The organism is Caulobacter sp. 1776 (assembly GCF_040545685.1).
Classification (GTDB): Bacteria; Pseudomonadota; Alphaproteobacteria; order Caulobacterales; family Caulobacteraceae; genus Caulobacter.
Genome location: NZ_JBEPMI010000001.1, coordinates 754830 through 774505 on the forward strand (window position 1 = coordinate 754830; position 19676 = coordinate 774505).

At 66.4% G+C, this 19676-nt stretch carries 19 protein-coding genes; 11 read left to right on the forward strand and 8 right to left on the reverse strand.

The genetic code is table 11. From position 1 onward, the window contains the following. Window positions 1-72: 72 nt before the first annotated feature. Complete coding sequence (galE, locus tag ABIC66_RS03435; protein WP_354067982.1) at window positions 73-1056, reverse strand: UDP-glucose 4-epimerase GalE; 984 nt, start codon at window positions 1054-1056, stop codon at window positions 73-75. 201 nt (window positions 1057-1257) lie between these two features. Between galE and ABIC66_RS03440 the strand changes: the two genes are divergently transcribed. Together ABIC66_RS03440 and ABIC66_RS03445 are read left to right on the forward strand one after the other, a co-directional pair. Beyond that, entirely contained in the window at window positions 1258-2565 is a 1308-nt protein-coding gene (locus ABIC66_RS03440; protein WP_354067983.1) for a UDP-glucose dehydrogenase family protein, read from the forward strand. Window positions 2566-2568: 3 nt separating this feature from the next. Then, window positions 2569-3555 carry an NAD-dependent epimerase/dehydratase family protein gene (locus ABIC66_RS03445; protein ID WP_354067984.1) on the forward strand — a complete coding sequence of 329 codons (987 nt, stop codon included), beginning with the start codon at window positions 2569-2571 and terminating at the stop codon, window positions 3553-3555. On the opposite strand, the gene ABIC66_RS03450 is transcribed toward ABIC66_RS03445, so the two are convergent. The 5 genes from ABIC66_RS03450 to ABIC66_RS03470 form a co-directional block, all read right to left on the reverse strand. Beyond that, window positions 3543-4436 (reverse strand): DMT family transporter, encoded by an 894-nt coding sequence (locus ABIC66_RS03450; protein WP_354067985.1) that lies wholly within the window; start codon window positions 4434-4436, stop codon window positions 3543-3545. The two genes, ABIC66_RS03445 and ABIC66_RS03450, sit on opposite strands and share 13 nt — an antisense overlap. Further along, a complete protein-coding gene (locus ABIC66_RS03455) occupies window positions 4433-5323 on the reverse strand; it encodes an SDR family NAD(P)-dependent oxidoreductase (protein WP_354067986.1) in 891 nt (296 codons plus the stop codon). Before ABIC66_RS03455 ends, ABIC66_RS03450 begins: the two co-directional genes overlap by 4 nt. 101 nt (window positions 5324-5424) lie before the next feature. Further along, on the reverse strand, window positions 5425-5616 hold the full coding sequence (locus tag ABIC66_RS03460; protein ID WP_354067987.1) for a hypothetical protein: 192 nt from the start codon (window positions 5614-5616) through the stop codon (window positions 5425-5427). Between the two features lie 75 nt (window positions 5617-5691). Next, a complete protein-coding gene (locus ABIC66_RS03465; RefSeq protein WP_354067988.1) occupies window positions 5692-6603 on the reverse strand; it encodes a WecB/TagA/CpsF family glycosyltransferase in 912 nt (303 codons plus the stop codon). A gap of 103 nt (window positions 6604-6706) precedes the next feature. Then, window positions 6707-7705: an NADPH:quinone oxidoreductase family protein gene (locus ABIC66_RS03470; protein WP_354067989.1), complete on the reverse strand. Its 999-nt coding sequence runs from the start codon at window positions 7703-7705 to the stop codon at window positions 6707-6709. Between the two features lie 70 nt (window positions 7706-7775). On the opposite strand from ABIC66_RS03470, the gene ABIC66_RS03475 reads away from it, so the two are divergent. Continuing rightward, window positions 7776-8654: an isoaspartyl peptidase/L-asparaginase family protein gene (locus ABIC66_RS03475; protein WP_354067990.1), complete on the forward strand. Its 879-nt coding sequence runs from the start codon at window positions 7776-7778 to the stop codon at window positions 8652-8654. 4 nt (window positions 8655-8658) lie between these two features. On the opposite strand, the gene ABIC66_RS03480 is transcribed toward ABIC66_RS03475, so the two are convergent. Next, window positions 8659-9081: a helix-turn-helix domain-containing protein gene (locus ABIC66_RS03480; protein ID WP_354067991.1), complete on the reverse strand. Its 423-nt coding sequence runs from the start codon at window positions 9079-9081 to the stop codon at window positions 8659-8661. A 195-nt stretch (window positions 9082-9276) separates the two neighbouring features. On the opposite strand from ABIC66_RS03480, the gene ABIC66_RS03485 reads away from it, so the two are divergent. Both ABIC66_RS03485 and ABIC66_RS03490 read left to right on the forward strand, forming a co-directional pair. Next, window positions 9277-10935 carry a lysine--tRNA ligase gene (locus ABIC66_RS03485; RefSeq protein ID WP_354067992.1) on the forward strand — a complete coding sequence of 553 codons (1659 nt, stop codon included), beginning with the start codon at window positions 9277-9279 and terminating at the stop codon, window positions 10933-10935. A gap of 232 nt (window positions 10936-11167) precedes the next feature. Next, complete coding sequence (locus ABIC66_RS03490; RefSeq protein ID WP_354067993.1) at window positions 11168-11377, forward strand: hypothetical protein; 210 nt, start codon at window positions 11168-11170, stop codon at window positions 11375-11377. Window positions 11378-11392: 15 nt separating this feature from the next. Here the strand turns inward: ABIC66_RS03490 and ABIC66_RS03495 are convergent, their stop codons facing one another. Next, entirely contained in the window at window positions 11393-12037 is a 645-nt protein-coding gene (locus ABIC66_RS03495; RefSeq protein ID WP_354067994.1) for a S24 family peptidase, read from the reverse strand. 194 nt (window positions 12038-12231) lie between these two features. On the opposite strand from ABIC66_RS03495, the gene ABIC66_RS03500 reads away from it, so the two are divergent. From ABIC66_RS03500 to ABIC66_RS03525, 6 genes are all read left to right on the forward strand, one after another. After that, window positions 12232-12711 carry a MerR family transcriptional regulator gene (locus ABIC66_RS03500; RefSeq protein WP_354067995.1) on the forward strand — a complete coding sequence of 160 codons (480 nt, stop codon included), beginning with the start codon at window positions 12232-12234 and terminating at the stop codon, window positions 12709-12711. 85 nt (window positions 12712-12796) lie between these two features. After that, on the forward strand, window positions 12797-14590 hold the full coding sequence (locus ABIC66_RS03505) for an acyl-CoA dehydrogenase C-terminal domain-containing protein (RefSeq protein ID WP_354067996.1): 1794 nt from the start codon (window positions 12797-12799) through the stop codon (window positions 14588-14590). A 2-nt stretch (window positions 14591-14592) separates the two neighbouring features. After that, entirely contained in the window at window positions 14593-15756 is a 1164-nt protein-coding gene (locus ABIC66_RS03510) for an acyl-CoA dehydrogenase family protein (protein ID WP_354067997.1), read from the forward strand. Continuing rightward, window positions 15753-16130 carry a hypothetical protein gene (locus tag ABIC66_RS03515; RefSeq protein WP_354067998.1) on the forward strand — a complete coding sequence of 126 codons (378 nt, stop codon included), beginning with the start codon at window positions 15753-15755 and terminating at the stop codon, window positions 16128-16130. The genes ABIC66_RS03510 and ABIC66_RS03515 overlap by 4 nt, the downstream gene beginning before the upstream one ends. A 66-nt stretch (window positions 16131-16196) precedes the next feature. Beyond that, complete coding sequence (locus ABIC66_RS03520) at window positions 16197-17402, forward strand: acetyl-CoA C-acetyltransferase (protein WP_354067999.1); 1206 nt, start codon at window positions 16197-16199, stop codon at window positions 17400-17402. Window positions 17403-17427: 25 nt separating this feature from the next. Then, complete coding sequence (locus ABIC66_RS03525; protein WP_354068000.1) at window positions 17428-19641, forward strand: 3-hydroxyacyl-CoA dehydrogenase NAD-binding domain-containing protein; 2214 nt, start codon at window positions 17428-17430, stop codon at window positions 19639-19641. Window positions 19642-19676 lie beyond the last annotated feature (35 nt).

The window sequence follows — 19676 nt, forward strand, 5'->3', positions numbered from 1 at the left end:
CTCAGAGTACTCGCGACATCACACCCAAAGCGCCGTGGTTCGGGGGAATAATCTTCCCGCCGGACCTAAGGGCTAGCGTCCGGCGGCGGCCTGGGCCTGGTGCCAGCGCCAAGCGCTTGACAGGATGATGTCGAGGTCGCGCGACGGGTTCCACCCCAGCTCGGCGCGAGCCTTGGCGTTGTCGCCCACCAGGACCGGAGCGTCGCCGGGCCGGCGGGCGGCCCTCTGGATCGGAAGCGGCGCGCCGGTCGCCCGGCCGACGCCGTCGACCAGTTCGCGCACCGTCGTGCCCGTTCCGGTCCCGAGATTGAAGGCTTCCGAGGATCCGCCGGCCAACAGTCGGCGCAACGCCGAGACGTGAGCGTCGGCTAGGTCCAGCACGTGGACATAGTCCCGCACCGCCGTGCCGTCGCGGGTGTCATAGTCGTCGCCGAAGATCGTGAAATGCGGCCGCTGACCCAGGGCCACCTGGATCGCCAACGGGATGGCGTGGGTCTCGGGCTCGTGCCACTCGCCGATGCGTCCTTCCGGGTCGGCGCCAGCGGCGTTGAAATAGCGCATCACCGCGCTCTTGAAGCCGACATAGCGGTCATAGTCGGCCAAGGCCTGCTCGACCATCAGCTTGCTGCGGCCGTAGGGATTCAGCGGCGCCTGGGGGTGGCTCTCGTTCATCGGCAGATTCACGGGATCGCCGAAGGTGGCGCAGGTCGACGAGAACACCAGGGCGTTGACCCCCGCCCGCCGCGCGGCCTCGATCAGGGTGATCGCGCCACCGACATTGTTGTCGAAGAAGGCGCCAGGGTTCTTGACCGACTCACCGACCTCGATCCGGGCGGCGAAGTGCAACACCGCCACCGGCCGGTGGGCGGCGAAGACGGCGTCGAGGCGCGCGGCGTCGCGGATGTCGCCGATTTCCAGCGGCCCCCACCGCACGTGCTCGCGATGACCGTTGGACAGATCGTCGAACACCACCGGCCGGAACCCGGCCTCCGCCAAGGCCAGACAGGTGTGCGAGCCGACATACCCGGCCCCGCCGGTCACCAGAACGGTTTGCATCGAGATCCCCACGCGACGATCGTTCTCGCTAAACAGTTTGCGCGAAGGTTGAAAGTCCAAGATCACGGAAGCGGCGCTTTCGTCATCATCATGTCATTGCTGCAAGCGCTTTAGCGGCGCGACTTGCTTCGGCGAGCCGATTGCTGGATTAGGCAGGTGCGCCGCGTGTGGGCTGGCGCTGACCGAGATCAGGATGCTTCGATGCGCGTAGCGATGATTGGCACTGGGTATGTGGGCCTGGTGTCTGGGGCGTGTTTCGCCGACTTCGGCCATGTCGTGACTTGCATCGACAAGGACGCGAGCAAGATCGAGCGGCTGGAGAAAGGCGAGATCCCGATCTTCGAGCCGGGCCTCGACGACCTCGTGGCCCGCAATGTCCGCGAAGGCCGTCTGTTCTTCACCTTGGACGGCGCCCAGGCGATCAAGGACGCCGAAGCTGTGTTCATCGCCGTCGGCACGCCGACGCGTCGCGGCGACGGTCACGCCGACCTGAGCTATGTGTACGCCGCGGCCGAAGAGATCGCCGGCCTGATCGATGGTTTCACCGTGGTGGTCACCAAATCGACCGTGCCGGTCGGCACCGGCGACGAGGTCGAGGCGATCATCAAGAAGGCGCGTCCCGACGCCCAATTCGCGGTGGTTTCCAATCCCGAGTTCCTACGCGAAGGCGCGGCGATCGAGGACTTCAAGCGCCCCGACCGCGTCGTGGTGGGCTCGGAAGACGAGCGCGCCCAAGCGGTGATGCGCGAGCTCTATCGCCCGTTGTCGCTGAACGAGACACCGATTGTGTTCACCGGCCGCCGCACCAGCGAGCTGATCAAGTACGCCGCCAACGCGTTCTTGGCGATGAAGATCACCTTCATCAACGAGATGGCCGATCTCTGCGAAAAGGTTGGGGCCGACGTGCAGCAGGTGGCCAAGGGCATTGGCCTAGACAAGCGCATCGGCGGCAAGTTCCTGAACGCCGGTCCTGGCTATGGCGGCAGCTGCTTCCCGAAGGACACCATCGCCCTGGTCAAGACCGCTCAGGATTATGGCGCGCCGACCCGTCTGATCGAGACCACGGTCGAGGTCAACGACGCCCGCAAGAAGGCCATGGCCGCCAAGGTCGCCGCCGCCATCGGCTCGGACGATCTGACCGGCAAGACGATTGGCGTCCTGGGCCTGACCTTCAAGCCCAATACCGACGACATGCGCGACGCGCCCAGCCTGGATATCGTCCCGGCCCTGCAGGCTCTCGGCGCCAAGGTCCAGGCCTTCGATCCGGAAGGCCATCACGAGGCCGAGAAGCTGTTGCCGGGCGTCGACTTCAAGACCGGCGCCTATGAGGCCGCCGAACATGCCGACGTCCTGGTGATCCTGACCGAGTGGGACCAGTTCCGGGCTCTCGACCTCGACCGCGTGAAGCTGCTGATGAAATCGCCGACGGTCGTCGACCTGCGCAACGTCTACAAGCCCGGCGAAATGGTTCGTCACGGCTTCACCTATGCAAGCATCGGCCGGGGCTGACCCATGGCGACCCCGGTCATCGTCCCGCCAGTCGTGGTGACCGGCGCGGCGGGCTTCATCGGCCTGCACGTGGCCGAGCGTCTGCTGGATCGCGGCGAGACGGTGATCGGGGTCGACGTCTTCAACGACTATTACGACCCCGCCCTGAAGGCGGCGCGGGCCGCGCGTCTGGAAGGTCGACCGGGCTTCACGATGGTCCGCATGGACATCGCAGAGCACGAGGCCTTCGCTGCGCTGGTGAAGACCTCCGGCGCGCGCCGGGTGGTCCATCTGGCCGCCCAGGCGGGGGTCCGCTACTCGATCGAGAACCCATTCGCCTACGAACGCAGCAACCTGGCTGGTCACCTGTCCGTGCTGGAGGCTTGCCGCCACGCCGGCGTCGAGCACCTGGTCTATGCTTCGTCCAGCAGCGTCTATGGCGACCGGCCGCTGAACGGCGACGGTTTCCGCGAGACCGATCCGGCCGATACGCCTGTCTCGTTGTACGCCGCCACTAAGCGCTCATGTGAACTGCTGAGCCAGAGCTATGCCCGGCTCTATGGCTTCCCGCAGTCGGGACTGCGGTTCTTCACCGTATACGGTCCCTGGGGCCGGCCGGACATGGCGTATTACGGCTTCACCGAGGCCATGCTGAAGGGCGAGCCGATCGAGGTGTACGGCGAGGGCAGGATGGCGCGCGACTTCACGTTCATCGACGACATCGTCGATGGGATCGTCGGCGTGCTTGACCATCCGCCGGCGAGCGGCGGACACGAGATCTACAACATCGGCGACAACGATCCGGTCGGGCTGATGGAAATGATCAACACGCTGGAAGGCGCATTGGGGATCGAGGCCAAGAAAGTGTTTCGGCCCATGCAGCCGGGCGACGTCACCGCCACCTTCGCCAATGTCGACAAGCTGCGCGCCCTCTGCGGCTACCAACCTAAGATCAAGCTGGCCCAGGGTCTGGAACGCTTCGTCGCCTGGCGGCGCGCCTATGCCGACTGAATTGCGGCGCGCTGGGCCAGTTGGTGCTCGCGCCACGAGATAAACAGGGTCGAGACCACGACGATCGCGGCCCCGACGATCGTCGCGCGATGCGGGATCTCGTGGAACAGCAGCAGCCCCGCCCCGACCGCGAAGACCAGCCGCGTATAGTCGATCGGCGCCATGACCGCCGCCTCGCCGGCCTCCATACCCTTGATGTAGGCGCCTTGGGTGAGGGTGCCAATCACGCCCATCGCGGCCAGCAGGCCAAGGTCCGGCCAGGTCGGCCAACGCCAGACAAACAGGGCGGGCGGGATCGAGAAGACCAGGCCCAGCACCGCCGCGTAGACCAGCAACACGAACGGGCTGTGGTCACGGGTCATGACCTTCATGCCGGTGATGGTCAGGGCGAATAGGAAGGCCGAGATCAGGGCGCAGGCCTGGGGCCAGCCGATCCAGGCGCCCACGCCGCCCGCTCCAGGCCGCAGCATGATCAGAACGCCCAGGAAGCCGACCAGGGCCGCGCCGATCCGTAGAGGACCGATCGGCTCTCGCAACACGAAGGCCGCCAACGGAACCAGCCAAAGCGTCCGCGTGAAGGACAGGGCGTTGGCGTCGGCCAGCGGCAGCTTCTGATAGGCGTAGAAGCCCATGATCAACGCCAGCACGCCCGCGCTGGACCGAAAGACCAGAATGCCTGGCCGCGTCGTCCGGAAAGCTCCGCGCCAGTCGCGGGCGATCAGCGGCAGCAGGACGATCACGCCAGCCAGCTGGCGGTAGAAGGTCTGTAGGGCGGCCGGATAACCAGGACCCAGGAATTTGATCAGGGTGGTCATCGCCGTGAAGCCGACCGCCGAGGCCAGCATCCACAGAGCGCCGCGCAAGTTTGGCGTGAGGGTCACCCGGCCGCGCCGGAGGCGACCAGGCTGGCGCGCATCTGCTCGGCCTGTTCGGGCGTAATGCCCATGGCCGCCAGGATCGGCGAGGGCGTGTTCTTGTCCCAAGCGCTGCGCGGACCGACCGTGATGCCGCCATCGACGACGATGTGGGTCCCGCTCACGAACCGGGACTCGTCGCTGGCCAGATAGAGGGCGGCGGCGGCGATATCCTCGGGTAGGCCCGACTTGGGGATCGGCTGGATCTTGGGACCGATCGAAGCGATCTGGGCCGCCATCTGATCGGCGACTTCGCGCGGCAGGCCCATCGAGGCGCCGAAGATCGAGGTGGCGATCAGGCCGGGGCAGATGGCGTTGACGCGGATCTTCAACGGCGACAGTTCCGCCGCCGCGCACCGGCTCATGTGGATCACCGCCGCCTTGGCGGCGGAATAGGCCAGGGGCCCGAAACCCGCCTGGAGGCCGGCGATCGAGGCGGTGTTGATGATCGAACCGCCACCGCGCTTCAGCATCAGCGGCAGAGCGTGCTTCATACCGATGGCCGGGCCGCGCACCAGGAGGGCGAAGGTCTTGTCCCAGCCCTCGACCGTCAGTTCCGACACCGCCGCGGGCGTGCCGCCATGACCGGCGTTGTTGAACAGGATGTCGAGGCCGCCGAAGTCGCTCTCGGCCAGGGCCATGGTCTTGGCTAGATCGTCTTCCGAAGTGACGTCGCAGCGGGAGAAGCGGACGCGGTCGGGAAACCGCTTCTCCAGCATCGCGCCTTTTTCGTTCTGAAGATCGGCGGCGACCACGCGCGCGCCTTCAGCGACATAGAGCTCGACGGTTCCGAGCCCAATGCCCGAGCAGCCACCGGTGACGACGGCGACCTTGCCGTCCAGACGTCCGACCATGGAATATCCTCCGCGCCCCTGACCTCTCTCGGGTCAGTGATCAATGATCATATTCGCGGAGCAAACAGACGTTGGCTAGAGGTCTTTCAACCCGCGCCGGATCAGGCGAAACGTCGCGTCAGTGGTTCGAGCCGCCGCCCCAGGTGGCTGGCGGCCAGCCACAGCATGCACGGCAGCAACAGCGCCGCCCAGGCCAGGCCTAGGCCGACCAATCCCACCCCGGCGACGGCGCGGTGCGCGAAGCCGGAGCGCTCGTTGGCCTCCAGCGTCATGATGCGAATATCCAGACTCATCGCCCCCCAAGCCCCCTAGTCCAGATCGCGAACCTCGCGACCACGCCGCAAGCGGCCCCCAAAATTTTCGTCATCCTAGCGCGCCGCTTCGTTGCGGGCGCGCATTTGCTCCCAACGAGCGGCCTCGGCCGCGCGCCAGTCGCCTTCCGTCACCCGCCGCGACACGGCGCGCGACAGGTCGCTGCAGGCCGGGCCGATCAATGACCAGGGCTCGATACAATAGCGCGAGAAGAGCCGCTGCGGGTCGGCCATCAGCCGGAACAGCCACTCCATGCCCATCGGTCCCATCCAGCGCGGCGCGGGCTTCTGGACGCCAGCCTCGTAGTCGAAGGCGCCGCCCACGGTGAAGGTCGCGGCCGGGCCGTACGCCTTATGATTCTCCAGCGTCCAAATTTCCTGGCGCGGCATGCCCATACCGACCAGCACGATGTCCGGCGCGTAATCGCGAATGGCCTCGACCACCGCCGTATTCTCCGCCGAGCCGTTTCTGACGTCGAAATAGCCGTGATGGCTGGCGATCTGGACGGCGGGCCAATCCTGCCGGATCCGCGCGATCGCCTGCTCGGCCACCCCAGGGGCGCCGCCGACGAAAAAGACCTTCCACGCCTTCTCGGTCGCCAAGGCCCAGAAGTCGTCGCGCCAATCCAGATAGGTGCAGCGGTGGAAGCGGCGGCTGGCCCGGCCCACCAGGCGGGCCCAGAAGATCAGCGGCACGGAATCGACCTCGATCAGGTCGGCTTCCTTATAGAACTCGCCGATCTGGTGGTCCTGACCGACCAGATAAAGGCTGTGGAGATTGTGGTTGGCGACGATGACGCTCTGGCGCGCATCCAGCTTGCCCGAGACGAAGTGAAAGACTTCCTCGGGACGCACAAGGTCCATGGTCCCGCCCAGCACGTGCACGCGCTCTTCGGGCCGCCGCGTCAGGCGGTATGGACGGCGCGGGGCGATTGGCGCCGCGACGCTCTGCTCTTCTTGGACGGACATCGCCGCAGAGTCTCCTAGTCTCGGGAGCACTCTGCGGATTTGTCGTTTTTCCTTTGCTAAAAAGCATACTTAGCGAGATTTAACCACGCGGCCGGTAACCCTCTCAATCAACCGTGATCACAACCTTGCCCATCGCCTTGCGACTGGACAGATGGGCGATCGCATCGCCGGCCCGGGCCAGCGGAAAACGCTCCGAGACATACGGTCGGATCTTGCCGGCGGCGTAGAGGTCCATCAGCTCCCGGAGGTTCTGGGCATGGCCCTTCGGATCGCGCGCCACGGCCGCGCCCCAGAACACACCGACGATGTCACAAGACTTCAACAGCGTGAGATTCAAGGGGATTTTCGGGATTCCCGACGGGAAGCCGATGACCAGGAAGCGGCCGTTCCAGCCGGCCGCGCGGATCGTCGCTTCCGAATAATCGCCGCCGACGGCGTCGTAGGCGACGTCCCAGCCGCTAGGTCCGCAGGCGCCCTTGAGCAACTCGGCGAGAGCCTTCTGGCCGTCCTTGTCGAACGGTCCTCGCGGGTAGACAACGCCGCTGTCGGCCCCGTGCTTGATCGCCAGATCGACCTTTTCCTGGCTGGACGCTGCGGCGATAACGCGCACCCCCATGGCCTTGCCCAGCTCGACCGCCGCCAGCCCGACCCCGCCTGCCGCGCCGAGCACCAGCAAGGTTTCCCCGGCCTTGACGTGGCCGCGGTCCTTCAGGGCGTAGTACGACGTGCCGTAGGTCAGGACAAACGCCGCCGCCTCATCGAACGGCATGTTGTCCGGGATTGCGGTGCAGCGCGCCTCTTCCAGCGCCAGCTTCTCGGCGTAGCCGCCCCAGCCGGTCGAGGCCAGCACGCGATCGCCGATCTTGAAGCGGGTGACGCCCTCGCCCACCGCGGAGATCACGCCGGAAACCTCGCCGCCCGGAGCGAACGGGCGCGGCGGCTTGAACTGATATTTGTCCTCGATGATGAGGACGTCGGGATAGTTCACCCCGCAGGCCTTGACGTCGATCAGCACCTGGCCGGGGCCGGCGACGGGATCGGGCAGCTCCTCCAGCACCAGGGTCTCGGGTCCGCCGACCGCCTTGCTGAGCACCGCCTTCATCTCGCCTCTCCCGCGTTTCTTGATTAAGAGGCCTGGACGCTAGCGCGGGACGTCGGGGCAAGGAAGCAGAATGTCAAACAAATGTTTTAGCCTTGCCCTGCACGGCGGCGCTGGGGCCAAGCGCGGCCATGACTACACCGTCGAAATCGCCCATATGCGCCGTCTGGTCGAGGCCGCCCGCGTGCGTCTCGCCGACGGCGCCAGCGCCCTCGACGTCGCCGTCGAGACCGTGGTCGGGCTGGAAGCTAGCGGCCTCTACATCGCCGGCAAGGGCGCGTCGCCCAACGCCGAGGGCGAGTACGAGCTGGACGCCAGCCTGATGGACGGCCCAAGCCTGCGCGCCGGCGCGGTGGCCGCCCTGCAGGGTTTCAAGAGCCCGATCCTCGCGGCGCGAGCCGTGATGGAGCAGACGCCGCACGTAATGCTGGCCGGTCAGGGCGCGATCGATTTCGCGCGCGATCAGGGTCTGGAAAGAGTCGAGAACCCCGAGACCTGGTTCACGCGGGCGGGGGCCTTCGAGGACAACCATCCGCCGGAGAGGCTTCCCACTGGCACGGTCGGCTGCGTGGTGCGCGACGCGGAAGGCCGCCTGGCCGCCGCCACCTCCACGGCCGGCGTGTTCGGCAAGCGGCCGGGCCGGGTCGGCGACAGCCCGATCATCGGGGCCGGGGCCTGGGCCGACGGGCATGCGGCCGTCTCGTGCACCGGCCAGGGAGAGTATTTCATCCGCACCGCCGTCGCCGCTCAGATCGCCCACCGAGTGCGGTTCGGCCGCGAGAATCTGGAAGACGCCGCGCGAGCGGCCATCCAGGGCGTCGCCGACCTGGGCGGCCACGGCGGCCTGGTGGCGGTGGATCGCGACGGCAATGTCGCCATGCCGTTCGCCTCCAGCGGCCTGAAGCGGGCGGCCCTGCTGCCGAACGGCGCGATCGTCAGCGAAGCGTTCTGATCGGCTACTTCTGTTCGGCGGCCATGGTTCGGACCAGGTCGAGGATCTGTCGCCGCACGCGGCCGCTGGCGACGCGGGGGAAGATCTCGGCCAGCTCGACCCCCTCCGAGGTTTGCAGGAAAGTCTGCATGACCTCATGGACATGGGCCACGGTCCCGTCAGGACCCGCGCCCTCGATCGGGTCCGGGAGGCCATCGAAGAAGTAGGCGACGTCGATGTTGAGGATCTCGGCGATACGGAACAGCTTGCTGGCGCTGATCCGGTTGGCGCCGCGCTCGTACTTTTGAACCTGCTGGAAGGTCAGGCCCAGGCTGTCGGCCAGTTGGTCCTGACTGACGCCGAGCAGCTTGCGCCGCATGCGGACGCGTTCGCCGACATGCGCATCGACGGCGTTGGAGCGCCGCCCCTCGGTGGCCTCGTAAGTCATTTCCCTCCGCCCTCCTGCAATCATCAACGGTGTCACCGACGGAATTTCGCCTCAGGGTTACAAAATTCGAGCAAACATTCCACGGTGTATTGTCAAATTTTGGACGATCGCGCGTATCCGCCGCACCGTTCGTTCGCACGCGGCGTGATGGCCGCGCCCTAGCCCTAAGGCCTTACACCGTTTATAGGCCCGCGCATGTTTGAAGGCCTCTCTCCCCTCGCCCGCGACGCTCGCTCCTGGCCGTTTGAGCAAGCCCGCGCCACGATCGCCCGCGTCCTGCGCGTACGTTTGCCCGACCGCGCCGACCAGGAAGCCGCCAAGGTCCTGATCGACGCCGGCAAAACCGACGAAGCGGTGAAGGCCTATCCGGCCCTGGCCAAGGCCGTGATTTTCGAGACCGGCTATGGTCCGTCGGGCCTGCCGCACCTGGGCACCTTCGGCGAAGTCGCGCGCACCACCATGGTGCGCCAGGCCTTTCGCGCGCTCACCGACGACGCCATCCCGACCCGCCTGATCGCCTTCAGCGATGACATGGACGGCCTGCGCAAGGTTCCCGACAATATCGAGAACAAGCAGCCGTTGATCGAGGACCTGGGCAAGCCGTTGACGGTCGTCCGCGACCCGTTCGGCACCCACGACAGCTTCGGCGCTCACAACAACGCCCGCCTGCGCGCGTTCCTGGACGGCTTCGGCTTCGAATACGAGTTCGTCTCGTCGACCGAATGCTACAAGAGCGGCCTGTTCGACGCGACGCTGCTGACGGCCCTCGAGCGCTTCGACGCCATCCAGAAGGTCATGCTGCCGACCCTGGGCGAAGAGCGCCGCGCGACCTATTCGCCGTTCCTCCCCGTCAGCCCGACCACCGGCAAGGTGCTGCAGGTCCCGACGCTAGAACGCAATGTCGAGAAGGGCACGATCGTCTTCGAGGACGAGGACGGCTCCAAGGTCGAGGTCCCGGTCACCGGCGGCCACGTTAAGATGCAGTGGAAGCCCGACTGGGCCATGCGCTGGACGGCCCTGGGCGTGGACTACGAGATGTCGGGCAAGGACCTGATCGACTCGGTCAAGGCCTCGGGCGCGATCTGCAAGGCCCTGGGCGGCGTCCCGCCGGAAGGCTTCAACTACGAGCTCTTCCTGGATGAGAACAACCAGAAGATCTCAAAGTCGAAGGGCAACGGCCTGTCCATGGAGGACTGGCTGCGGTACGGCGCGCCCGAAAGCCTATCTTATTACATGTTCCAGAGCCCCAAGTCGGCCAAGAAGCTCTATTTCGACGTCATCCCCAAGGCGACGGACGAGTACCTGCAGCAGCTGGACGCGTTCAGCCGCCAGGAGCCGGCCAAGCAACTGGACAACCCGGTCTGGCACATCCACTCGGGTCGCCCGCCGCAGTACGGCTCGCCCGTGTCGTTCAGCCTGATGCTGAACCTGGTCTCGGCCGCCGACGCCTCGACCAAGGAAATCCTCTGGGGCTTCCTGTCGCGCTACATCCCCGGCGCCTCGCCGGAGACCCAGCCGCTGCTCGATCGTCTGGCCGGTTACGCGATCAACTACTACGAAGACTTCGTCAAACCCACGAAGACCTTCCGCGCGCCGACCGACCAGGAGCGCGCGGCGATGCTGGACCTGCTGGCCAAGCTGAAGGCCATGCCGGCCGACGCGCCGGACGCCGAGCTGATCCAGAACGAGGTGTTCGAGGTCGGCAAGACCCACGGCTTCGACCCGCTGCGCGCCTGGTTCCAGGCCCTCTACGAGGTATTGCTGGGCCAGAGCCAGGGCCCGCGCTTCGGCTCGTTCGCGGCGATCTTCGGCATCGACCGGACGATCGCCCTGATCGAAGAGAAGCTGGGCTGAACCTGTATTCGCTTCCCTCTCCCGTCGCAGGAGAGGGAGGCGCGCTCGACAACGGCTCTCCAACCGCGCGCCTTTACGGCGCAGCTTACCCGCGACGGATGAATCCGCGCGACCTGCGACACCATGTCCTCGCAAATGAACGAAGTCTGAATTCGCTATTAAGGGTCTGCGCACGTTTCGGAGTCTAGGCTCGGACCATCAGAACCAAGATTAGTCATCCAAGGTTAGTCCAATGGCTTCGTTCACACTTCGCCCTACCGACCGCCAGGAATTCGATTCCTTGCTTGGCGGAATCATCCAGCAGTTCCCCGACGCTCACGTCGAAGCCGCGCACAACGACACCTGGGCGTCCTATCGCCTGGACGTTTCGTGCTCGGATCCGGCGGCTGGCCCGCTGATCGCCTGGCTGCTCGACACCCACGCGAGCTGCCCGCGCACCTGACCGTCAGGGTCGGCCTTACTGGCTGACCCAGACGATCCGCGCGATCCAAGCGACCTCGTCCCGCGACAGCAGACGATCGTCGCCCGACCCGCAGAGCGGCAGCAACTCGATCGTCCGGGCCGTCACGCGACCCAGCTCCCGCACCAGCACCTCGCCGGTGTTCGTTCGCGCCACCACCCGGTCGCCCTTGCGCGGTTCGACCGTGGGCGAGACCAGCAGGCGATCGCCGTCGCGATAGACCGGGGCCAGCACCGCGCCCGACACCTCCAGGGCGAACAGCCCCTCGCCGAGATCCGGCGCGGGCGCCTCGTCCCAGCCGGCCCCGGCCGGCATGCCCGCCTCGTCGAAAAACCCATCCTGTCCGGCTTGGGCCAGGCCGATCAACGGCGCGCCACGCCCACGCGCCACGCGCACGGGCGGCTGCTCGGTCAGGGCCGCGAATTCCGAGAAATTGACGCCCGTCGCTTCCAGCAGCTTGGCCAGGCTCTCGGTGGAGGGCCAGCGCGCGCGGCCGTCGACCTCCGCCGAGCCACGTTTCGATCGATTGAAGCTGGTTGGGTCCAGACCCGCCATCTTGGCCATGGCCGAGGGCGTCATGTCGAAACGTTCGGCCAGGGCGTCGATGGCCCGCCAGATTTCGCCGTGAGAAAGGGTCGCCAACGGCGCCTCCTTTAGCGTTCGGCCTTCCCAAGGAAAATACGCCTTACGGTCTAGGAAAGTAAACCTAGCAACCGTCCCAAGATTGACGTTTACGTAAGCGTTGACGTTCGGCCGATATCGGGTTTAGGGTGATCGCCGATAACCAAGCGGCCCGGCCGCAGTAGCCAGGCCCTCTTTCCGGGAGGTTTCCATCCATGGCCGACCTGCGACGTCCCGAGCGGACCTTCACGATCCGTCAGCTCTGCAACGAATTCAAAGCCACGCCCCGCGCCCTGCGCTTCTACGAAGACAAGGGCCTGCTGAATCCGGCTCGCGAGGGCCTAAACCGCGTCTATTCCCACAAGGACCGCGTCCGGCTGCAGCTGATCCTGCGCGGCAAGCGCGTAGGCCTGTCGCTGTCGGAAATCCGCGAGCTGCTCGACCTCTATGACGAGAACGACGAGGGCGCGGCGCAGATGGCCCGCTCGCTGAAGAAGTTCCGCGAACGCGCCAACGCGCTGGAGCAACAGCGCGAGGACATCGACAACGCCCTGATCGAGCTGCGCGAAGCCTGCAACCGCCTCGAAAAGCGCCTCGCCGAGATCCGCCCCGACCTGCTGCCCCGCGCGGCCGACTACGAGCAGGTGCTGCGCGCCCGCCTCGACGGTCACGCCGAGGCGATGTTGGGCAAGTAAGACCCTTCGCACCGCCGGCTTTCAAGAAACGCTGGCCGGCGGCCGCCTATCTGTTCCCTCTCCCGATCCTAGCCAGGACCGTTCCATGACCTATCAGCCGCCCGTTCGCGATCACGCCTTCATCCTGCGCGACGTGCTCAACATCGATCAGCACGGCGATCTGCCCGGCTTCTCCGACGCGCCGTTCGAGACGGTGGAACAGATCCTCGAGGCCGCCGCCCAGTTCACGGGCGAGGTCCTGGCCCCGCTGAACACGGTCGGCGACAAGACCGGCTGCAAATTGGACCCGGCGACCAACGTCGTCACAACCCCTCCGGGCTTCAAGGACGCGTACAAGCAGCTGTGCGAAGGGGGCTGGACAGGCCTGGGTTCGGATCCGGCCTACGGCGGCCAGGGCCTGCCGCACGTCGTCAACCTGGCCTTCAGCGAGATGTCGAGCTCGGCCAACATGGCCTTCTCCATGTATCCAGGCCTGGCCCACGGCGCCTATTCGGCTATCCACACCGGCGGCACGGACGAGCAGAAGCAAAGCTACCTGCCCAAGATGGTCACCGGCGAGTGGACCGGCACCATGAACCTGACCGAGCCGCACTGCGGCACGGACCTCGGTTTGCTGCGCACCAAAGCGGTCCCGCAGGCCGACGGCAGCTATCGCATCACCGGCCAGAAGATCTGGATCTCGGCCGGCGAGCACGACATGTCGGACAACATCATCCATCTGGTGCTGGCCCGCATCGAGGGCGCCCCGGCCGGCGTGAAGGGCATTAGCCTGTTCATCGTGCCGAAGTTCTTCCCCAAGCCGGACGGTTCGGTCGGCGACCGCAACCAGGGCGTCAAGTGCGTCGGCCTCGAAGAGAAGATGGGCATCCACGGCAACGCCACCTGCGTCATGCAGTACGACGACGCCGAGGGCTATCTGATCGGCGAAGAGAACGCCGGCCTCAAGATCATGTTCGTGATGATGAACGAGGCCCGCCTGGGCGTCGGCATGCAGGGCGTGGCCCAGGGCGAGGCCGCCTACCAGGCCGCCGTCGCCTTCGCCAAGGACCGCCTCCAGGGCCGCTCGCTGACCGGCCCCAAGAACGCCGAAGGCCCGGCCGACCCGATCATCGTCCATCCGGACGTTCGCCGCATGCTGCTGGAGAGCAAGGCTCTGATCGAGGGCGGCCGCGCCTTCCTGTTCTGGACCGCCCTGCACGGCGACCTGTCGCATGTCCACCCGGACCCGGCGGTCCGCGAAAAGTCCTCGGACTATATGGGCCTGATGACCCCGGTGCTGAAAGGCTACCTGACCGACAAGGGATTCGAGGTCTGCTCGAACGCGGTGCAGGTGCACGGCGGCAGCGGCTTCACGGAGCACTTCCCGGTCAGCCAGTTCATGCGCGATTGCCGCATCGCCCTGATCTATGAAGGCACCAACGGCGTGCAGGCCCTGGACCTGGTCGGCCGCAAGCTGGCCTCCAAGGGCGGCCGCGCGGTCATGACCTTCTTCCAGGAAATCGACCAGTTCATCGGCGAGAACGATGGCGACGAAGCTCTGAAGCCCTTCATCGAGGCGCTGTCGGGCGTGAAGGCCCAGCTGCAGGACGGCACCATGTGGCTGATGCAAAATGGCCTGCAGAACCCCGACAACGCCGGCGCGGCCTCGACCGACTACCTGCATCTGTTCGGCCTGACGGGCCTGGCCTACATGTGGGCCCTGATGGCCAAGGCGGCCAACGCCAAGATCGCGGCCGGCTCGTCCGACCCGTTCTTCACCACCAAGCTGGTCACCGGCCGCTACTTCATCGAGCGCATCCTGCCCGACGCCGGCGCTCATCTGGCCAAGCTGAAGACCGGTTCGGCGACCCTGATGGCCCTGCCCGCGGAGGCCTTCTGATCATGGGCGTGCTCGCCGTCGAAAAGCCCGCCTTCATGGCCGAAGAGGACATCGCGATCTTCGAGGACGCGGTGGGCAAGTTCTTCGACGAGCACGCGCCTGAATCCACCGTCGCGCGGTGGCGCAAGAACCACTGCGTCGACCGCGACATGTGGACCAAGGCCGGGGCGGCCGGCCTGCTCGGCCTCTCCACGCCCGACCAATACGGCGGGGCCGGTGGCGACTACCGCCACGAGGTCGTGCTGATGGAGCAGCTGGGCAGGAAGGGCGTCGACGGCTTCGGCGCCAGCCTGCACAACGCCATCGTCATGCCGTACATCGTCCACTACGGCACGGAAGAGCAGAAGCAGCGCTGGCTGCCGCGCTTGGCCACCGGCGAGCTGGTCGGCGCCATCGCCATGACCGAGCCGGGCGCCGGCTCTGATCTTCAGGGCATCACGACCACCGCCAGGAAGAGCGGCAACCAGTACGTCATCAACGGCTCCAAGACCTTCATCACCAACGGCCAGACCGCCAACCTGATCATCGTGGTCGCCAAGACCGATCCGGCCGGCGGCGCGCGGGGCACCTCGCTGATGATCGTCGAGACCGATGGCGCGGAAGGCTTCGAGCGCGGCCGCAACCTCGACAAGCTGGGTCACGAGGCCCAGGACACGTCCGAACTGTTCTTCAACGACGTGAAGGTCCCGACCGAGAACCTCTTGGGGACCGACGAGGGTCAGGGCTTCTTCCAGCTGATGGGCCAGCTGCCGCAAGAGCGGCTGAACATCGCCGTGCAGGGCATGGCCACGATCGAGCGGGCGCTGGAGCTGACCCTCGATTACGTCAAGCAGCGCAAGGCGTTCGGCAAGGCGATCATCGACTTCCAGAACACCCAGTTCGTCCTGGCCGAGTGCAAGACCGAGGCGACCGTGGCCAAGGTCTTCGTCAATCACTGCATCGGCCAGCACCTCGACGGCAAACTCGACGCCGCGACGGCTTCGATGGCCAAGTACTGGGTCTCGGACCTGGAGAACAAGATCGTCGACCGCTGCCTGCAGCTGTTCGGCGGCTATGGCTTCATGAACGAGTACCCGATCGCGCGCATGTACAAGGACAGCCGCATCCAGCGCATCTACGGCGGCACGAACGAGATCATGAAACTCCTGATCGCGAGGACGCTGTGATCCTACTTCCCTTGATCGCCCTTCTGGCCGGCCCCGCCGCCGCGCCAACACAGGAGGCCCGCTCGGCCGTGGTCTGCGTGCGCGCCGTCCAGGGGCCGCGCGCCCTCACCTATTCCGGCGAACTAGTCGGCAAGCGTCCCCAGCCGGGCGCGTTCAAGCTGCCGCTGCAGCCGGCCGGCAAGGACATCTGCCAGACTCTGCTGCGCTCCAAGATCGCCGAGTGGAAGCTGGAGGTGACCACCTCGGGCTTCACGGCCTGCTCGCTACCGCCGCCGCAATTCGGCAAGCGCGTCTACTACCGGGCCAAGGCCGCCGCCAGCGGTCTGAAATGCGAGCCCATCGGCACGTACCCCATCGGCGACTGGAAACCCTAACGGCGCGCCGGCTTCCCGGCCGCCGATCAACGACACGAACAACGCTTCGCAGGAAGGAGCCATTCCATGGCTGACGCTTACATCTTCGACGCCGTGCGCACGCCGCGCGGCAAGGGCAAGAAGGACGGGTCTCTGCACGAGATCACCGCCCTGTCCCTGGCCACTCAGGTCCTGGAAGCCCTCCGCGACCGCAACAATCTCGACACCGCGCATGTCGATGACGTCGTGCTGGGCTGCGTCGCCCCGGTCGGCGAGCAGGGCTCGGACATCGCCCGCACCGCCGTCCTGACCGCCGACTACGCCGAGAGCGTCGCCGGCGTGCAGATCAACCGCTTCTGCGCCTCGGGCCTGGAAGCCGTGAACATGGCCGCGGCCAAGGTCGCCTCCGGCGAGGCAAACCTCGCCATCGGCGGCGGCGTCGAGAGCATGAGCCGCGTGCCGATGGGCAGCGACGGCGGCGCCTGGCCGACCGACCCGTCCTCGGCCTTCAAGACCTATTTCGCGCCGCAGGGCGTCTCGGCCGACCTGATCGCCTCGCTGTACGGCTTTAGCCGCGACGACGTCGACGCCTACGCCGTCGAAAGCCAAAAGCGCGCCGCCGCCGCGTGGGCCGACGGTCGCTTCAAGAAGTCGGTGATCGGCGTGAAGGACCAGCTGGGCCTGACGATCCTCGACCACGACGAGACCGTGCGCGGCTCGACCACCATGCAGACCCTGGCCTCGCTGAACCCCTCGTTCACGGGCATGGGCGAGATGGCCTTCGACGCCGTCGTCACCCAGCGCTACCCGCAGGTGGAAAAGGTCAACCACGTCCACCACGCCGGCAACAGCTCGGGCATCGTCGACGGCGCCGCCGGCGTGCTGATCGGCACCAAGGAGATGGGCGAGGCCCTGGGCCTGAAAGCTCGCGCCCGCATCAAGGGCGCGGCCTCGATCGGCTCGGAGCCCTCGATCATGCTGACCGGCCCGTCGCTGGTCACCGAGAAGCTGCTCAAGAAGTTGAAGATGGAGGTCTCCGATATCGACCTCTACGAGCTGAACGAAGCCTTCGCCGCCGTCGTCCTGCGCATGATGCAGGCGCTGAACATCCCGCACGACAAGATGAACGTGAACGGCGGCGCCATCGCCATGGGCCACCCCCTTGGCGCCACCGGCGCGATGATCCTGGGCACCATGGTCGACGAGCTGGAACGCTCGGACAAGGAAACCGCCCTGATCACCCTGTGCGTCGGCGCCGGCATGGGCACCGCCACGGTCATCGAACGCGTCTAAGCAGCGACCTCAAGGAACTGACACCATGGAAAACTTCAAGATCGAGGTCGATTCCGACGGCGTGGCCCTGGTCACCTTCGACGTGCCCGGCCGCTCGATGAACACCCTGACCGCGTCGGTCATCAAGGAAGTCGGCGACGTCGTCGAACGCATCAAGAGCGACGAGGCCATCAAGGGCGCCGTCATCACCTCGGGCAAGACGACCGGCTTCTGCGCCGGCGCCGACCTGGGCGAACTCGGCGGCAGCGGCGGCCCAAATTCGCTGGGGGGAGGCGGCGGCAAGCCGGGCGAAGAGGGCTTGAAGGCCGCCTTCGAAGCCGGCTTCGCGCTGAATAAGGCCTTCCGCGCCCTGGAGACCTGCGGCAAGCCGGTGGCCGCGGCCATCAACGGCCTGGCCATGGGCGGTGGTCTCGAGATGACGCTCGCGTGCCACTACCGCGTCGTGGCCGACAATCCGAAGATCCAGCTGGCCTTGCCGGAAGCCAAGGTCGGCCTGCTGCCGGGCGCTGGCGGCACCCAGCGCCTGCCGCGCCTGATGGGCGTAATGGCCGCCGCGCCGTACCTGCTGGAAGGCAAGTCGATGAAGCCGGCCGAGGCCCTGGGCTTCAAGGTCGTGCACGAGGTCGTCCCGGCCGGGACCGAGGTGGAGGCCGCCAAGACCTGGGTCAAGACCAAGGGCGATCCGGTCGCGCCCTGGGACAAGAAGGACTTCAAGCTCCCGGGCGGCGGTCCCTATACCCCGACCGGCAGCCAGGTGTTCATCATGGGCAACGCCATGTTGCGCAAGCAGACCTATGGCAACTATCCGGCCCAGCTGAACATCATGAAGGCCGTCTACGAAGGCCTGCAGGTGCCGTTCGACGCGGCCATCCGTATCGAGACCCGTTACTTCCTGAAGACGATGATGTCGCCCCAGGCCAAGGGCATGATCCGCACCCTGTTCCTGTCGCTACAGGAGCTGGGCAAGGGTTCGGGCCGCCCGGCCGGCGTGCCGCACTACGACGTCAAGAAGGTCGCCGTCCTGGGCGCCGGCATGATGGGCGCGGGCATCGCCTATGTCCAAGCCATGGCCGGCATCGAGACTGTCCTGATCGACCAGAGCCAAGAAGCCGCCGACAAGGGCAAGGGCTACGCCGAGGGCCTGGTCAAGAAGGCCGTCTCGCGCGGCAAGCTGACCCAGGAGAAGGGTGACGCCATCCTGGCCCTGATCCACCCAACCGCCGACTACGACCAGGTCAAGGGCAGCGATCTCGTCATCGAGGCCGTGTTCGAGAACCGCGAGGTCAAGGCCGAGGTCACCAAGAAGGCCGAAGCCCAGCTGGCCGAGACCGCCATCTTCGGCTCCAACACCTCGACCCTGCCGATCACGGGCCTCGCCAAGGCCAGCGTCCGCCCGGCCTCGTTCATCGGCATCCACTTCTTCTCGCCGGTCGACAAGATGGGTCTGGTCGAGATCATCATGGGCCAGGAGACCTCGCAGGAGGCGCTGGCCAAGTCGATCGACTACGTCCTGAAAATCAAGAAGACCCCGATCGTCGTCAACGACAGCCGCGGCTTCTACACCAGCCGCTGCTTCGGCACCTTCGTGCAGGAAGGCATGGAGCTGCTGTCCGATGGCTACGCTCCGGCGATTATCGACAATGTCGGCCGCGCCACCGGCATGCCGCGCGGCCCGCTGGAGATGCATGACGACGTCGCCCTGGACCTCTCCTACAAGATCGCTCAGCAGACCAAGAAGGACCTCGGCGACAAGTACGAGGAGCGCCCGTTCACCACGATCATCGAGAAGATGGTCGAGGGCGAGGGCCGCTACGGCCGCAAGAACGGCAAGGGCTTCTACGACTATCCGGAAAACGGCCAGAAGACGCTGTGGCCGGGCCTGGCCGACCTGGCCCCGGTGAAGATCGCCGATGTCGACAAGGCGGGCATCGAGGAGATCCGCACCCGCCTGCTCTATCGCCAGGCCGTGGAAGCCGCCCGCTGCTTCGAGGAAGGCGTCATCGTCGATCCGCGCGAGGCCGATGTCGGCGCCATCCTGGGCTGGGGCTTCGCGCCCTGGACCGGCGGCCCGATCAGCCTGATCGACGGCGTCGGCGCGAAGGCCTTCGTCGAGACCTGCGATCGCCTGGCCCAGCAGTACGGCTCGCGCTTCGCCCCGCCGGCCCTGCTGCGCGAAATGGCCGAGAAGGGCGAGACCTTCTACGGCCGCTTCGGCGTCAAGGAGAAGGCGGCGGCGTAAGCCTCGGCCCGCATCGTGTAAACGAGGAGGGCCCG

Excerpts from the sequence above, each read along its gene's own strand:
- galE (WP_354067982.1), bottom strand. The coding sequence starts at position 1,056 with ATGCAAACCGTTCTGGTGACCGGCGGGGCCGGGTATGTCGGCTCGCAC.
- ABIC66_RS03440 (WP_354067983.1), top strand. The coding sequence starts at position 1,258 with ATGCGCGTAGCGATGATTGGCACTGGGTATGTGGGCCTGGTGTCTGGG.
- ABIC66_RS03445 (WP_354067984.1), top strand. The coding sequence starts at position 2,569 with ATGGCGACCCCGGTCATCGTCCCGCCAGTCGTGGTGACCGGCGCGGCG.
- ABIC66_RS03455 (WP_354067986.1), bottom strand. The coding sequence starts at position 5,323 with ATGGTCGGACGTCTGGACGGCAAGGTCGCCGTCGTCACCGGTGGCTGC.
- ABIC66_RS03460 (WP_354067987.1), bottom strand. The coding sequence starts at position 5,616 with ATGAGTCTGGATATTCGCATCATGACGCTGGAGGCCAACGAGCGCTCC.
- ABIC66_RS03465 (WP_354067988.1), bottom strand. The coding sequence starts at position 6,603 with ATGTCCGTCCAAGAAGAGCAGAGCGTCGCGGCGCCAATCGCCCCGCGC.
- ABIC66_RS03470 (WP_354067989.1), bottom strand. The coding sequence starts at position 7,705 with ATGAAGGCGGTGCTCAGCAAGGCGGTCGGCGGACCCGAGACCCTGGTG.
- ABIC66_RS03475 (WP_354067990.1), top strand. The coding sequence starts at position 7,776 with ATGTCAAACAAATGTTTTAGCCTTGCCCTGCACGGCGGCGCTGGGGCC.
- ABIC66_RS03480 (WP_354067991.1), bottom strand. The coding sequence starts at position 9,081 with ATGACTTACGAGGCCACCGAGGGGCGGCGCTCCAACGCCGTCGATGCG.
- ABIC66_RS03485 (WP_354067992.1), top strand. The coding sequence starts at position 9,277 with ATGTTTGAAGGCCTCTCTCCCCTCGCCCGCGACGCTCGCTCCTGGCCG.
- ABIC66_RS03490 (WP_354067993.1), top strand. The coding sequence starts at position 11,168 with ATGGCTTCGTTCACACTTCGCCCTACCGACCGCCAGGAATTCGATTCC.
- ABIC66_RS03500 (WP_354067995.1), top strand. The coding sequence starts at position 12,232 with ATGGCCGACCTGCGACGTCCCGAGCGGACCTTCACGATCCGTCAGCTC.
- ABIC66_RS03505 (WP_354067996.1), top strand. The coding sequence starts at position 12,797 with ATGACCTATCAGCCGCCCGTTCGCGATCACGCCTTCATCCTGCGCGAC.
- ABIC66_RS03510 (WP_354067997.1), top strand. The coding sequence starts at position 14,593 with ATGGGCGTGCTCGCCGTCGAAAAGCCCGCCTTCATGGCCGAAGAGGAC.
- ABIC66_RS03520 (WP_354067999.1), top strand. The coding sequence starts at position 16,197 with ATGGCTGACGCTTACATCTTCGACGCCGTGCGCACGCCGCGCGGCAAG.
- ABIC66_RS03525 (WP_354068000.1), top strand. The coding sequence starts at position 17,428 with ATGGAAAACTTCAAGATCGAGGTCGATTCCGACGGCGTGGCCCTGGTC.